Origin of the sequence: Salinibacter sp. (assembly GCF_036626415.1) — a bacterium.
Classification (GTDB): Bacteria; Bacteroidota; Rhodothermia; order Rhodothermales; family Salinibacteraceae; genus Salinibacter.
This window is the reverse complement of record NZ_JAZKRW010000084.1, coordinates 1-14,094: the sequence shown is the minus strand read 5'-3', so window position 1 is coordinate 14,094 and position 14,094 is coordinate 1. Positions and strand designations below refer to the sequence as shown.

Below are 14,094 nucleotides of genomic sequence, written 5' to 3'. Positions count from 1 at the left end.
AAACACCTCGACCATCGCGAGGCCTTCAGCGAGGGCGGTGAGCATGTGGTTTTCAACCTCGATCCGCTCTGCCACGAGTGCAATCAGGCGAAGGGCGCGGGTGCAACCGAGCGGACCGATCAGTTGCGCAGGCACCACGAGAAGCAACACGAGGACACCCGACGCTACTTCGGGGAGACCGACGCCCGCATCGTCGGCAACGAGCAGTTGCGCACGCCGCAGGAAGAAGGATACATCGCGCTCCGCGACTATTTTGAGGCGGATCGCCCCACGACCCTGCCCGCCATCGTCGTCCTGCCCACCGGCTGTGGCAAGAGCGGCCTCATTGCCTGCGCGCCGTTCGGAATTGCGGAGGGCCGTGTGCTCGTGGTGGCGCCGAATCTCACAATCAAGGACGGACTGGCGGAGGGCACCCTCAGCGGCACCGACAACTTCTACCACTTCTGCGACGTGCTGCCCACCGACGCCCGCCTGCCCCGCGTGGTCGCGCTGGAACGGGGCCGTGTGAACGAGGAGGACTGCCGCCGGGCGGACGTCATCGTTACCAACGTGCAGCAGATGCAGGGATGGCTCCCCCTCTTTCCGTCGGACTTCTTCGACCTCATCGTGGTGGACGAGGCGCATCACGCCCCCGCCGACTCGTGGCAAAACATCGATGCGGCCTTCCCCGACGCGAAGACGATCTACTGCACCGCCACCCCCTTCCGCAGCGACGAGCAGCCCATCCGCGCGGAGCCGGTCTACCGCTACCGCCTGGCCGACGCCATCAGCGCCGGGTACGTCAAAAACATCGTACGGGTGAATGCCGTGGCGTCCGAGATGACGTTTACCGTGGAGGACGAAGAGCGGTCGTTCGCCCGCGAGGAAATTATGGACCTGCGCGAGGAGACGTGGTTCTCGCGGGGGGTGGCGCTGTCGGACGTCTGCAACGAAACCATCGTGGACCGCAGCGTCCAGCTCCTGCAGGCCAAGACCCGACGCGGCAGCGAGCGGCATCAGATTCTCGCCGCGGCCTGCTCCATCCGGCACGCCGAGCAGGTGGCCGCCCTGTACCGGGGCCGTGGGATCGACGCCTCGTTCGTGGCCAGCCGCGGCATGACGACCGACGAACGCGAAGACCGCCTCCGCGCCTACGAGCACGGCGACCTTGACGCCATGGTGCACGTCGGCATTCTCGGCGAGGGCTACGACAACAAGCACATCTCCATCGCCGCCCTCTTCCGGCCCTTCCGCTCCGTGGCCCCGTACACCCAGTTCGTGGGCCGCGCCCTCCGCGCCCTCCCTGACGGCAACCCCACCGACAACCTTGCCCACGTCGTGGCCCACGCCGGACTCAACCAGGAGCACCACTGGCAGTACTTCAAGCACGAGACGGAAGAGGCCCAGGTGCTGGCGGATCTGGACGCCTGGGCGCAGGCGCATGACGAAGGCGGGGCGAACGAATCCGACGAGGGCCCGTCGCGGGACCGCAGCGACAGCGATCCGGCGGAGGTGACGAGCGAGGAGATCGAGGGCTTCGACGTGGACGCGTACCTGCCGGTGGAGGGCACGGAGGCGGAGGAGGCGCAGGAAGACCTCGACGCCATGGAGGAGGCCCTCGACAACCTGCGCGACAAAGGACTCGACGTGCCCGAGGCCGACGACATCAGGCAGGAGATCGTCGAGCGCAATCATCCGCTCGGCGACGAGGACCTGCCGCCTCCCCCAAACCGACCCGCCCGCGAGCGGCACGCCTACCGCAAAATCTTAAACCACGCCGTCCGCCGCGCCGCGGGCACGATTCTATACCGGCTCGACATTCCCGAAGGCGACGACCTCGTGGGGGCCATCGGCACAGGCGACGAGACGAGCAACATTGAAGTCATCATCCGCATGCTGCACCGCCGCCTCAACGCCGCCATGGGCCGCGAGGACGAGACGGACGGGCGCAACGCGTGGCCCCTCGCCACGCTGAAGGAGGCCAAGGAGCATGTGCCGGACGTTCGCGACACCCTGCTTACCCATGTCGACGAAGCCACCGGATACAGCATCGACGATGCAACCCGCTCCGCCCCCCCTCCAGATGCCGACCCGGTGGACGAGACCCCGACCCAGGATGCCTGGACGGCCGACGACGTCGACTGGGGCGATCCTTTCGCGTCGCCTGGCCCCCCGTCCTCGTAATTCTTGAGGGCCCCGGGACCTGCACGGTGCCGGGCCTTCCTTCGCTGAAGATGTGCCCCCCAGGCACCCGAACATGCCCTCTCACGGGCCGCCGCCGTTCGGGAGAGAACCCCAATCGTATCATGCCGCCCGTCCCACGAATGCCTCCCCGCCTTCTCTTCCCCCCCTCCACGCGGGCCCTCGCGGTCGCCCTTCTAGCGGGGGCCTGCCTCCTCGTCGGAAACTCAGTCCCCCGCGCAGCGGCGCAGGACGCACGTGTGGGACTCCGCACGGGGCCCACGTTTGGCTTTCTGAGTGACGGCGCACGTCTTTTTGCCGGGGGGCAAGGCCCGACCAACGCAAACCCGCGCCTCGACCTGCACGCCGGGGCCTTTCTGGACGTCCCCCTCACCGATGTGCTGTCGCTCCAACCGGAACTGCTCTACACCCAGAAAGGCGGGCACTTCTCCCAGCCGCTGACCGAGCGCTACTCCGTGGAGCGGTACCGCCTGTCCTACGTGCAGGGCCTGCTGCTGGGGCGACGCGCACTGCCCATTCGGGGCCGTTTGTCCGCGCACGCCACCGCAGGCCTCTCCATCGATCTCGCCCTCGATGGCACCGTCCAGCGCAACGCCCGCTCCGCGGAGGGCACGTTCGAAGACCGCATCGACCTCATGGACTCCGGCCATCTGCGACGCTGGGACGTGGGACTCGTCGTTGGGGCGGGGCTCGGATACGGGATCGGAGCAGGCGGCCGCCTGGGCATCAATCTTCGGTACAACCCGGGCCTCCGCTCCGTCTTTTCCAACCCCGAGAATGCATTGCCCCCCTCGACGAACGCAGAGGGGTTCCCGCTGTCCGCCTCTCCCTCTGCCCTTCGCCACGACGTGATCACCGCCAGCTTCTCGTACACCGCTCCTCTGGAGGCCTTCTTGTAGGGCCGACGTTCTCCTACTCGCTTCGGTGCGCAAACAGGGCCCCGTGCACGTACGGCCCCGCCAGGGTCACGAGGCGGCCCACCATGAGCGTCGTGATGCCCCACCACACCCCCACAAGCCCCCAGCCCATCGGGTTCACCAAGAGCAGTACGACGGCCGCCGCGAGGGCCGTCCCGATCATCGCCTTGGCCAAGTAGGGGAACGCCTCCGCGCCCATGTACAGGCCGTCCCCCACGAAGACGAGCCCATTGAGGGGCTGCAGGACGACCACGAAGAAGTACACGTCGAGCAGCGCCTGAACCGTCTCCGGGTCGTCCGTGAAGAAGCCGGGCAGGACGGGCCGCAGCGCCCAAAACCCGAGCCCAAGTCCCACCCCCACGGCCAGCCCCCACTGCACCAGCCGGTGGGACACCTCCCAGGCCGTCTCTCGGTCGTCCGCCCCGAGGTGCTTCGACACGAGGGCCTGCGCCGCCACGGCCAGCGCGTCGACGAGGAGGGCAAGAAAGGTCCAGAGCTGGGCGGCCACCTGGTGGGCCGCTACCGCCGTGACCCCCACGCGGGCTGCCATGGCCGTCGCGAGCGTCATGGTGCCCACCAGCGAGGCCGTTCGCAAAAACAGGTCGCGCCCCACCTTCAGAAACGGCACCAGCGTGTGCGGGTCCGGCCACCGAAGCTCGATGCCGAGTTCGTCCCGCCGCGCCTGGAGGAGCAGGTACAGGAAGGTGAGCGCCCCCACCCACTGTCCAATGGCCGTGGCCGCCGCGGCCCCCACCAGCCCCCAGTCGAAAACGAAGATGAAGAGGGGGTCGAGGCCGCCGTTGACGACGTTGAAGCCGAGCGTCACCACCATCGGCGTGCGGGTGTCCTGGTAGCCCCGAAACGCCCCGTGGCTGGCCGTGATGAGAAGCACCGCGGGCCCGGCCAGCGCGCGAATGCGCAGATAGGAGAGGGCCGGTGCCATGAGCTCGTCCCCCGCTCCCATGAGCATGAGGATGGGACGGGCCAGGGCCTGGAGGGCCCCGAGGGCCACAATCCCCGCCCCAACCGCGAGCATAAGGGCCCGCACCACCACGCGCCCTGCTTCTTTCCGATCGTCGTTGCCCACGGCTTTCCCCACCCGCGGTGTAGTGCCGTACGCAAGGAAATTGAAAACGACGAACGTCATCGAAAAGATCGATGTGTTCACCCCAAGGGCCCCCAGGGGCACGCGGCCCAATTGCCCGACGAATGCCGTATCGACCAGCGAGACGAGGGGCCCCGCGGCCAGCCCTGCAAGGGCCGGTACCGCCAGGTCTAGAATCTCGCGATCGTGGGGACTCGTGAGGGTCAGATTCACCGAACCAAACGGGTGCTCAACTGGGAGACAAATTCGCTCCTCCCCACGAGCCCAGCCACCGATAGATTCACCTCCGCACTGGTGCACGGACCATCTGTCTATAATTCACCGGCAGGCCATAGGACCGCTCGCTTTGACATAGACGGCCCCTCGCAGCCTCATTTGAGGCTCCCTCATTTTTCGGCGCCGATGCCCTTCGCTCTCCCCAAGCGCCACCGGCTGGGCCTCGTGCCCGGGAGGGGCGTTTTCTGTTGCCCCCTTCTGCGGTGGGGGTTTGTTGTCAGCGTCTCAGATCGCCCCACCCAGGGCACGCGTGCGCCGCTCCCCCGCAAAAAACTCGCAAAGGGGTGTCGCTGGGAACCGATGATAATAGTTCGATAACAACAGCCATGCGGATTGGAGGGTAGAAATGAGCGTTACAAATTCTTCGAGGCGGACAGTCTTCCATATCGTGGCGGAACAGCGGCTCGGAACAGAGGGACATACGATTCTTGTCGTCGACGACGAGGAAGACCTGCTCAGTCTTGTGGAGTACAATCTGAAGCAGGAGGGCTTCGAGGTGGTCCTCGCGCGCGACGGCGTAGAGGCGATCGAGCAGACCCGCGAGCACGAGCCGGACCTCATCGTCCTCGACATCATGATGCCCAAGATGGACGGCATCGAGGTGTGCGAGAAGCTGCGCAAGGATGCGCACCTCCGCACCATTCCGATCATGATGCTCACTGCCCGAAACGAGGAAGACGACAAGGTGCGGGGCCTCGACGTAGGCGCCGATATCTACCTCGGGAAGCCGGTGTCCGTGTCCGTCATCGTGAGCCAAGCCAGGGCCCTGTTGCGCAGCGCCCACCGCTACGAAGATCCCCCTGATCAGATTGAGGTACACAACCTACGCGTGGACCGGGACCGCTATCTCGTCTACCAAGAAAATGGTGACGGCGAGACGGAAATGCGCTTTCCCCGGAAGGAATTCGAGCTGCTCTACTTTCTGGCCTCCCACCCCGGCCGCGTGTTCTCCCGTCAAGAGATTCTCGACGAGGTTTGGGGGCGCGACGTCTACGTCGTGGACCGGACCGTAGACGTGCACATCCGAAAGATTCGAGAGAAAATCGGCAGCGAGTACATCGAGACGGTCAAGGGCGTCGGCTACCGGATGAAGGAGTAGTCTCGTCGGAGCCTGAGGGCTTTCTCTTGGCCCAAATGAGCGTTATGATTCATGCAGCCCATCCACCACCGCCATTCTACCTACCCTATCTTTCATAGGATGCCCAAATTGCGGACTGCTTCTTCCTGTCCCCCACTGTCTCTCCCCGCCCTCGTCGGGGCCCTCGCACTGGTAGTCACGCTGGTCGGCTGCGGCGGGGGATCGGTCGACTCGGTGAGCATCGATGGGTCCAGCACGGTCTTTCCGCTTACTGAGGCCGTGGCAGAGGAATTTATGAAGGACAGTCAGGGCGCCCGGGTAAACGTGGGCGTGAGTGGCACCGGCGGTGGGTTCTCAAAATTTCTGCGTGGGGAGACGGCCATCAATGATGCGTCCCGCCCCATCGCCCCGAATGAGATGGAGAAGGCCGAGGAAGCCGGCATCGAGTTCATCGAAATTCCGGTCGCCTACGATGGGCTGGCCGTCGTGGTCCACCCGGAGAACGACTGGGTCGACTGTCTGACCGCCGATGAGCTCCGCGAGATCTGGAAGCCCAGCAGCTCGATTGACCGATGGACCCAGATCCGGCCCTCCTTCCCCGATCGGCCCCTGGACCTGTACGGGCCGGGCACCGCTAGCGGCACCTACGACTACTTCACGGAGGCGATTGTGGGCGAGTCGGGCGCCAGTCGTTCCGACTTCACCGCGAGTGAGGACGACAACGTGCTCGTGCAGGGCATTCGCGGGACGGAAACGGCCCTCGGCTATTTTGGACTGGCGTACTACGAGAACAACGTGTCGGAGCTGACCGCCCTGGGCGTCGACCCGGACGGCCCGGACAGCGGAGCCTCCTGCGTCACTCCGAGTGCCGAGACCGTGAACAGCGGCCGCTACCGGCCCCTCTCGCGTCCACTTTTCATCTACGTTAATCCCGCCAAGATCACCCCGACCGTCGAGAAGTTCGTCACGTTCTACCTTCAGAACGCCGCCGAACTGGCCGCCGATGTTGGATACGTGGCCATGCCGGACGAGGCGTACGACCTCGCCCTTCAGCGCCTCCAAAACCGAACGACCGGAACGGTCTTTGGGAAAGAGGGCGTAGACGCGACGGGCACGCGGGTGGAAGAGATGCTCCGCACGGCGGCCGGGGGCTCGAGCACGTCCGACACGACGGCTACTGAGTGAGATCGGGTCCACTCGCGAGCGTCCTGACCAGGCTTCCCCTCCATGAGCACATCCGCCCCTACACCGACGGAAGAGCGTGACCCGAAGGCTGCGGAACGTCCGGCTGAGGACCTTCGGCAGCAGGTCTACGACAGCCCGAAGGAGAAGCTCATTAAGTACGCCCTAGGGGCGTGCGCGCTCGTTAGCGTGCTCACGACCCTGGGCATCGCGGCCGTACTGGTGATTGAGTCCATTCCGTTCTTCCAAACGGTGGCCCTCACCGAGTTCTTCGGCGACACCCAGTGGACGCCGCAGTTTTCGGAGAAGCATTTTGGCATTTGGGCCCTGCTGGCCGGTACGCTCCTCGTGACCGTCATTTCGGCGATCGTCGCCCTGCCGGTGGGCCTGGCAAGTGCCATCTTCATTTCGGAATACGCCCCCCGGTGGCTTCGGAAGACCCTAAAGCCAAGCCTGGAGCTCCTGGCCGGCGTACCGACCGTCGTGTACGGCTACTTCGCCCTGACCTTCGTGACACCACTGCTCCAGGCCTTTATTCCGGGCCTTGGCGTATACAACGCGCTCAGCGCGGGCATCGTCGTCGGCATTATGATTATCCCGATGGTGGCCTCCCTCAGCGAGGATGCCCTCCAGGCCGTGCCCGACAGCCTCACAAAGGCGGCCTACGCCCTCGGCGCCACGAAGTACGAGGCGGTGGTCCGCGTGAACGTGCCCGCCGCCTTCAGCGGCATCATGGCCAGCTTCATCCTGGCGGTGAGTCGCGCCATCGGCGAGACGATGATTGTGACGCTGGCGGCAGGGGCCACCCCCAAGGCCACCCTCGACCCGACGCAATCCATCCAGACCATGACGGCGTTCATTGTGCAGGTGAGCAAGGGCGATACCCCCCAGGGCACGATCGTGTACCAGAGCATCTTCGCCGTCGGACTGGTGCTCTTCCTGATCACCCTCGCCCTGAACATTTTTGCCAACCGGGTTACCCTCCACTACCAGGAAGAATACTGACGCCCCGCATTCGAGGGTGGCGCCGTTCGCCTGTACGCCCGCGCCGCTGCCCGTTCGACCCGCCGAACATTCGTCCCCTTCCCCCCGATGGAGCCTTCCCCGAACGGATCATTTCAGACCCGCCGCTCTCGCCGCAAGCGCGTCGGCATGATTCTGGCCGGCATTCTCTTCCTGGCCACGATCTTCGGCGTCGTGGTGCTCATCACGCTCCTCGTGGACGTGATCTTCTCGGCACGGCCCTGGCTCGACGGCCAGTTCATTCAAAGCTTTCCCTCGCGCTTCCCGGAGGAGGCCGGCATCAAATCCGCTCTGTTCGGCTCGTTGTGGCTGATGGGCCTCACCGCCCTGATCTCGGTGCCGCTCGGCGTGGCCTCGGCCGTCTACCTGGAGGAGTACGCCCAGGACGGCTGGTTCCTGCGGCTGATTCAGATCAACATCGCCAACCTCGCGGGCGTCCCCTCAGTGGTATACGGCATTCTGGGACTCTCCCTCTTCGTCCGCTTCGCGGCGCTGGGCCAGAGCCTCCTGGCCGGGGCCCTGACGCTGAGTCTTCTCATCCTCCCCATCATTATCATCAGCACCCAGGAAGCTCTCCGAAGCATCCCGAGCGGCATCCGGGAAAGCGCCTACGCCCTCGGGGGCACGCGCTGGCAGGTCATCTACAGCCACGTGCTTCCAATGGCGGCCCCCGGCATCTTTACCGGCGTCATTCTCGCCCTCAGCCGGGCCATCGGGGAGACGGCCCCCCTCATTCTGATCGGCGCGCTCACCTTCGTTCCCTTCCTGCCCCAGGGGGCCTTGGATCAGTTTACGGCGCTGCCGATTCAGATCTTCAACTGGACGGCCCGGCCCCAGTCGGAGTTTGAGGGCCTCGCGGCCGCCGCCATCGTGATCCTTATGATTCTCCTGTTCACGATGAACCTGACGGCCATCCTGCTTCGCAACTACTTCGAAGAGCGCCGCGCCGGCACCTAGGGCCGCCGCACTCCCACTTTGCTCGCACGACCGACTGTGCCCGCCATGCCTACCGACGAGTCCACCGACGACGCCCCGCCTTCACAAACGTCTCCCGACGTTCCGTCCCCCAACGGGCGCCTCGATCCCCCCGAGGCCTCGGAGGGCGAAGTGGACGCGTCCGAGCCTGCCGCCCCGACGGTGCAGCCGAAGCTCCACATCGAAGACCTGCACTTCTGGTACGACGACACCCACGCCCTGCAGGGCATTAGCATGGACATTCAGCCCAACCGGGTCACCGCCCTCATTGGGCCCTCCGGCTGCGGCAAGTCCACGCTGCTCCGGTGCCTCAACCGGATGAACGAGCTCATTCAGGGCACGACGCTCGAAGGGACCATCCACGTGGACGGGCAGGACATCTACGCGGCGGACACCGACCCGGTGATGGTGCGCCGACGGGTCGGCATGGTGTTTCAGAAGCCCAATCCCTTTCCGAAGACCATCTACAAGAATGTGGCGTGGGGCGCCGAGATTAACGGCTACACCGGCGACCTCGACGCCCTCGTAGAACGAGCTCTGCGCCAGGCCGCCCTGTGGGACGAGGTCAAAGACCAGCTCCACAGCAGTGCCCTCGAGTTGAGTGGGGGCCAGCAGCAGCGTCTCTGCATTGCCCGAACCCTCGCCGTGCAGCCCGACGTGGTGCTCATGGACGAGCCGGCCAGCGCCCTGGACCCCATCGCCACCTCAAAAATCGAAGAGACGATCACGGAGCTGAAGCAGGACTACACGATCGTGATCGTAACTCACAACATGCAACAGGCCTCCCGCATCAGCGACGAGACGGCCTTTCTCTACATGGGCCGGCTCATCGAAATGAACCCGACGGATCAGCTCTTCACCCGTCCCGAACAAGACCGCACGGAAGCATACGTGACCGGACGCTTCGGGTAGCGTCGCTTTCCGTTCTCTTTTCAGTACTGCCCCTCTTCCGCTCGGACATGTCCAACCGATCGTCTCTCGACCAGGAACTGGCGTCGCTACGCGGCCTGATCGCCGACATGGCCAACCGTGTCGACGAACAGTTCGCAAACGCGATGAATGCCCTTTTGCAGGGCGACGTGGACCTCGCGGAGGAGGTCGTGGCCGGGGACGATGCCGTCGACGCCCTCGAGTTGCGCATCGACGAGCAGTGCGAGCGCATCCTTGCCCTTCACTCGCCCGTGGCGGTGGACCTGCGCATGCTCATCATGGCCGTGAAGATCAATACCGACTTTGAGCGCATTGGGGACCACTGCCGCAACCTGTCCCGCAACGCCCGTCACTTGGCGGACGCCCCGGGGCTGCTCGCCGACACACGACTCCCCAAGATGGCCGACATGTCCCGCACGATGCTGCGGGAGGCCGAGATGGCCTTCCTGGAAAACGACCGGCTGAAGGCGCGCAAGGTGATCGCTCGAGACCTGCAGGTCAACCGCCTGCACGAAGAAACCTTCGCAACCCTCGTGGAGATGTGCGAGGAGGGGCACGAGCAGTCCGAGGTCATTGCCCACCTGCTGACCGTAAGCAAGGCGCTGGAGCGCATCTCCGACCACGCAAAAAACATCGCGCAAAGCATCGTCTTCATGGTGGAGGGCCAAGACCTCCGGCATCGGGGCCTTCAAGACGACCCCGACGCGCCAACCTCCCCGCCCCTCGACGAATCCTCAGCGGGAACGTCGTTTAGGGACGAGGTGTAGCTCCCCGCGGTGGGGGACGTCCCTACCGCACGACGGTGAGACGTTCGGTCCGCGTCTGTCCTCCCGCCCGGAGCCGCACCACGTACACCCCGCTGGGCAGCGTCCCCGTTGCCACGGTCAGCCGCTTCGCCTCTCCCCCCGGCGGCCGACCCTCGTACAGGGTGCGCACCCGCTGCCCCAGGACATCATACATCACGATGTCCGCCTCCATGCCGTCCTGCACCGCAAAGGAGAGCGTCGCCCGCTCAGAGGCAGGATTCGGGGCCGGCGCACTCAGGTGCAGCGCCCCCTCCATCCCCACCTCCACCTGCACCGTGTCGCTGAGGGCCGTCGTCTCATCGAGGTCCACCTGCTCGAGCCGGAAGCGGTGGGTGCCCGGCCCCAGGTCCCGGTCGACCGTGTAGCGGTAAGACTGGGCCTGCCCCGTCGTCCCGTCGCCGGCCTTGCTCGGGACAAAGTCGAGGTCCTGCCAGCCGTTGGGCTGCTCGTGCTGGACGCGAAAGCCCGCATTGTTGGTCTCGCGGGTCGTCGCCCACTGCACAATGACTGCCTCTCCACTCCGGGTCGCCGTGAAATCAGCAAGGTCCACCGGAAGCGGCTGCGTGTCGCTTGCCAGCACAAACTCGCTGAACGCGCCCGTCATGGCGACAATCTCGTCGTCGGTGAGATCCCCGGGCGTGCCGTTCTCGTCCACAGAGGTCGGAAGGGCCTCGAACGTCCCGCTCCCCGGCATGGGGCGGCTGTAGACGGTCACCTGCGTCGGATCTTCGATGCCGTCGAAATCTTCGACCGGGAACCGAACCTCCGTATTGTCCCCGAGGTCGAGACCGCCGTCCGTGGCAATCACCGCCCGATACTGGCTCACATTCTTTTCTTCGATGCCCTCCGTGCTGTCTGGCGCCTCGTCAAACCGCCGGGCCTCAATGGTGCCACTTCCGTCGATCCCGACGGGGACGACCCTATTGCCCGTATCCCCAAAGTCGAGTGCCAGGCTCTCCGCCGACGCATTGATCAATGCCCGGGCGTCCGCCACCGGCTCGTCGCCCTCTCGTTCTTCCACCGTTGCCTGGAACGAGGTGCTCGCGGCACCCACCCCGTCGCTCGCCGTGACCGTGATTTCGGCGGTGCCTGTACCGACCGGCTGAAGAAGCACCGGCGCGGCATCCCCGACCACGTCCACCACGGACGCATTGTCCGACGCGGCCGAAAACGTCAACGCGTCCCCGTCCGGATCGTCAAAGACGGTGACGCCCAGGCCAACCAACTGCAGTGAGGGACCGGGGGTCTTGAGCGTGTCGTCGGGCAGGGGGGCGGCAACCGTGGGGGCCTGATTGGGAGGAAACGTTGTGACTTCCCCGTTCGGCCGTGCCGCAATCAGCCGAAGGGGCGGCCCGTCCTGGTTGGCCGTCGGATCGACGAACCCGCTCGCCAGCATCGTGGCTCCGAGTCCACTTAGCACCGACAGGTCTGCCTGAAACGCCGCAAGTGGGTCGTCGGAGCCGCTCGGCGTCACCGCCAAGCGCGTGTCCTCGGCGTCAACCGACACGTAGTCCGGCGTGATGGCCCCGTAGTCCAACGCGCTAAACAGAGCCGTCTCTTTGTCTTCGATGTCGACGGTTGGGGCATCCGTTGCCCCATGAACGGCCCGGAGGCGTACCTCGCCGTCGGGGGCGGTCGTATCGGCCTCCGGCTCGACCAAGAACTCGAACGCGATCGGTTTCCCGTCGGGGTTGTCCGCAAACTCGGACGGATCGAGCACCCCACTGGCCACGACCGTATAGGCGGAGCCAGCGTCGAACGTCAGCGTCTGCGAGGCGACGACGTCGCCCGGCCCATCGGAGCCGCTCGGCGCAACGCCGACCTCAATGTCCAGCCCCGACGGAACCGCGGTGAACGGCGTCGCAGACCGGAACGCGATGTCGTCGAAGGCTCGCTCATTTCCGAAGTAAACGTCGACGGTGTCGGCCGCCGGATCCGCGGCATTGTGAATCAGCTGCGCCTCCGCAATGCCCCCGAGCTGGTTTTCGTAAAGGGTCGCCGTGGCCGTTGAGTCGGCGTCCCGCCCCACGAGCGCCAGGTCTGGCGCAACGTCTCCCCCGGCATCCCCCCAAGCCGCCGCGCTTCCCTCTACGGGCGTCAGGCCTGCGTCAAACGGCGTAAACTGGCCCGTCCCGTCGTTCTCGTAGACTGTTGCCACCGGGGCGCCTGTGGTGTCGCGCCCCGAAAGGGCAAGGTCCGTGTCGCCGTCCAGGTCCACGTCGGCGGGCGAAATGGCCCCGGCGGCGACATTTTCAAGGCCGGTTTCGGACTCCGAGAAGCCGCCGTCTCCATCGTTTAGGTAGAGCCGCGTTCGTTGCGTACTGTCTGCCTCGACGCCGGCCACGATCAGGTCAAGGCTCGCGTCGTCGTTCACATCGGCCCACGCCGCACTGCGCCCCGCGACATCCGTGATGCCCGCGTTGAGCTGCGTGAAGGTGCCGGTTCCGTCGTTCTCGTAAACAGCCGAGAAGGGCTGAGGAGTATCCAAGTTACCTTGTGCCCCCGTGACTGCGAGATCGGGATCTCCATCGTCGTCGATGTCGCCAAAAGTCGACGCGCCGAGCGCGACCCCTTCTTCGATCCCGGCGCCAATTTGTGAGAAAGAGCCCCCACCTTCGTTTTCATAGATCCGGATGGACGGATCCGGATCATCACATATGGGGGGAGTAATGATCGGGGGCAAATCTGGACACAAGTTTCCTACGCCCCCCACGTTCCCCGCCACGACGAGGTCGAGATCGCCGTCTCCATCCACATCTCCCCAGTCGACCGCCCCGACCGTGACCCCCTCGATGGCCGCATTCAGCGGCGTGAAGGTGCCACCTCCTTCGTTCTCGTAGATCCGGGCTGAGTTCTCCGGAAGGTTTTCCGCGGAGAACCCTCCCTCATTGCCCGTGATGACGAGATCCGGGTCTCCATCATCGTCGAAATCGCCGAATGCCGCCGACCCGACCGAGACACCGGTCACGCCCGCATCCATTGGGGAAAAGGTGCCCTGCCCTTGATTCTCGTAGAGCGTAGCCGACGGTTGCACATTTTCCGGGTCGCCCGTCTCGTTGCCAATCAACAGGAGATCACGGTCGCCATCTCCGTCCACGTCTGCCCATGCCACATCGCCCCCCGCCACGCCGTCGAGGTTGACGTTGAGGGGCTCAAATTGAGCCCGAGTCGGATGCGCAAGGCCCAAGACTCCAAGTACCACGAGCATGAGTGCGCCCTGAACGAACCAGAGAGGTGAGGAACGAACCATCACGAGTCAAATGCAGCACCTGACTTTTCAGAGAGAAAAGAACCATCGGTCACATGGGCCGGGCATTTTCTCAAGAAAGGGCAGCCTCGCAAGGGGCGTCTACAGGCGTGGGGCGTCAACTGAGATGCCAGCCTCAAAGGCGCATTTAGCGGGCAGATCTCCACGGGAACTCAACTGTGATTCGCCACGAGCCCGTGGTCCATTAGGAGCCAGGGATCGAAAGACGTGCGCGCTTCTCGTGTCAAAGCGGCCATGCACACGGCCATGGAGCCTTGAACTTAGCGAACCACCGTCAGGCGCTGTGTCTGCGTGCGCCCCTCTGCCCGCAGCTGCACGACGTACGCCCCGCTGGACAGCCCACTCGCGTCAAC

The 14,094-nt window shown here is 65.2% G+C and carries 10 protein-coding genes; 8 read left to right on the top strand and 2 right to left on the bottom strand.

Annotation, left to right across the window (positions count from 1 at the left end; genetic code table 11):
• Together V5A20_RS09875 and V5A20_RS09870 are read left to right on the top strand one after the other, a co-directional pair.
• Positions 1 to 2,163 (top strand): DEAD/DEAH box helicase (locus V5A20_RS09875; protein WP_332327242.1); only part of this gene is annotated, 2,163 nt, incomplete at its 5' end.
• A 140-nt stretch (positions 2,164 to 2,303) separates the two neighbouring features.
• Positions 2,304 to 3,080: a porin family protein gene (locus V5A20_RS09870; protein ID WP_332315302.1), complete on the top strand. Its 777-nt coding sequence runs from the start codon at positions 2,304 to 2,306 to the stop codon at positions 3,078 to 3,080.
• A gap of 13 nt (positions 3,081 to 3,093) precedes the next feature.
• Here the strand turns inward: V5A20_RS09870 and V5A20_RS09865 are convergent, their stop codons facing one another.
• On the bottom strand, positions 3,094 to 4,416 hold the full coding sequence (locus tag V5A20_RS09865; RefSeq protein WP_332327241.1) for an MATE family efflux transporter: 1,323 nt from the start codon (positions 4,414 to 4,416) through the stop codon (positions 3,094 to 3,096).
• 451 nt (positions 4,417 to 4,867) lie between these two features.
• Here V5A20_RS09865 and V5A20_RS09860 point away from each other — a divergent pair, with 451 nt between their 5' ends.
• From V5A20_RS09860 to phoU, 6 genes are all read left to right on the top strand, one after another.
• On the top strand, positions 4,868 to 5,578 hold the full coding sequence (locus V5A20_RS09860; RefSeq protein ID WP_332315300.1) for a response regulator transcription factor: 711 nt from the start codon (positions 4,868 to 4,870) through the stop codon (positions 5,576 to 5,578).
• A gap of 99 nt (positions 5,579 to 5,677) precedes the next feature.
• The gene (locus V5A20_RS09855; RefSeq protein WP_332315299.1) at positions 5,678 to 6,742 is read left to right on the top strand and encodes a PstS family phosphate ABC transporter substrate-binding protein; all 1,065 of its coding nucleotides are present in this window, start codon (positions 5,678 to 5,680) and stop codon (positions 6,740 to 6,742) included.
• Positions 6,743 to 6,784: 42 nt separating this feature from the next.
• Entirely contained in the window at positions 6,785 to 7,744 is a 960-nt protein-coding gene (pstC, locus tag V5A20_RS09850; protein WP_332315298.1) for a phosphate ABC transporter permease subunit PstC, read from the top strand.
• Between the two features lie 87 nt (positions 7,745 to 7,831).
• Entirely contained in the window at positions 7,832 to 8,719 is an 888-nt protein-coding gene (pstA, locus tag V5A20_RS09845; RefSeq protein WP_332315297.1) for a phosphate ABC transporter permease PstA, read from the top strand.
• Positions 8,720 to 8,764: 45 nt separating this feature from the next.
• Positions 8,765 to 9,649 carry a phosphate ABC transporter ATP-binding protein PstB gene (gene pstB, locus V5A20_RS09840; protein ID WP_332315296.1) on the top strand — a complete coding sequence of 295 codons (885 nt, stop codon included), beginning with the start codon at positions 8,765 to 8,767 and terminating at the stop codon, positions 9,647 to 9,649.
• A 47-nt stretch (positions 9,650 to 9,696) separates the two neighbouring features.
• Positions 9,697 to 10,434: a phosphate signaling complex protein PhoU gene (phoU, locus tag V5A20_RS09835; protein ID WP_332315295.1), complete on the top strand. Its 738-nt coding sequence runs from the start codon at positions 9,697 to 9,699 to the stop codon at positions 10,432 to 10,434.
• 22 nt (positions 10,435 to 10,456) lie between these two features.
• Here the strand turns inward: phoU and V5A20_RS09830 are convergent, their stop codons facing one another.
• The gene (locus tag V5A20_RS09830) at positions 10,457 to 13,723 is read right to left on the bottom strand and encodes an FG-GAP-like repeat-containing protein (RefSeq protein ID WP_332327237.1); all 3,267 of its coding nucleotides are present in this window, start codon (positions 13,721 to 13,723) and stop codon (positions 10,457 to 10,459) included.
• Between the last annotated feature and the right edge of the window lie 371 nt (positions 13,724 to 14,094).

Coding starts and splice junctions, on each gene's coding strand:
- V5A20_RS09870 (WP_332315302.1), top strand. CDS start 2,304: ATGCCTCCCCGCCTTCTCTTCCCCCCCTCCACGCGGGCCCTCGCGGTC.
- V5A20_RS09855 (WP_332315299.1), top strand. CDS start 5,678: ATGCCCAAATTGCGGACTGCTTCTTCCTGTCCCCCACTGTCTCTCCCC.
- pstC (WP_332315298.1), top strand. CDS start 6,785: ATGAGCACATCCGCCCCTACACCGACGGAAGAGCGTGACCCGAAGGCT.
- pstA (WP_332315297.1), top strand. CDS start 7,832: ATGGAGCCTTCCCCGAACGGATCATTTCAGACCCGCCGCTCTCGCCGC.
- pstB (WP_332315296.1), top strand. CDS start 8,765: ATGCCTACCGACGAGTCCACCGACGACGCCCCGCCTTCACAAACGTCT.
- phoU (WP_332315295.1), top strand. CDS start 9,697: ATGTCCAACCGATCGTCTCTCGACCAGGAACTGGCGTCGCTACGCGGC.
- V5A20_RS09830 (WP_332327237.1), bottom strand. CDS start 13,723: ATGGTTCGTTCCTCACCTCTCTGGTTCGTTCAGGGCGCACTCATGCTC.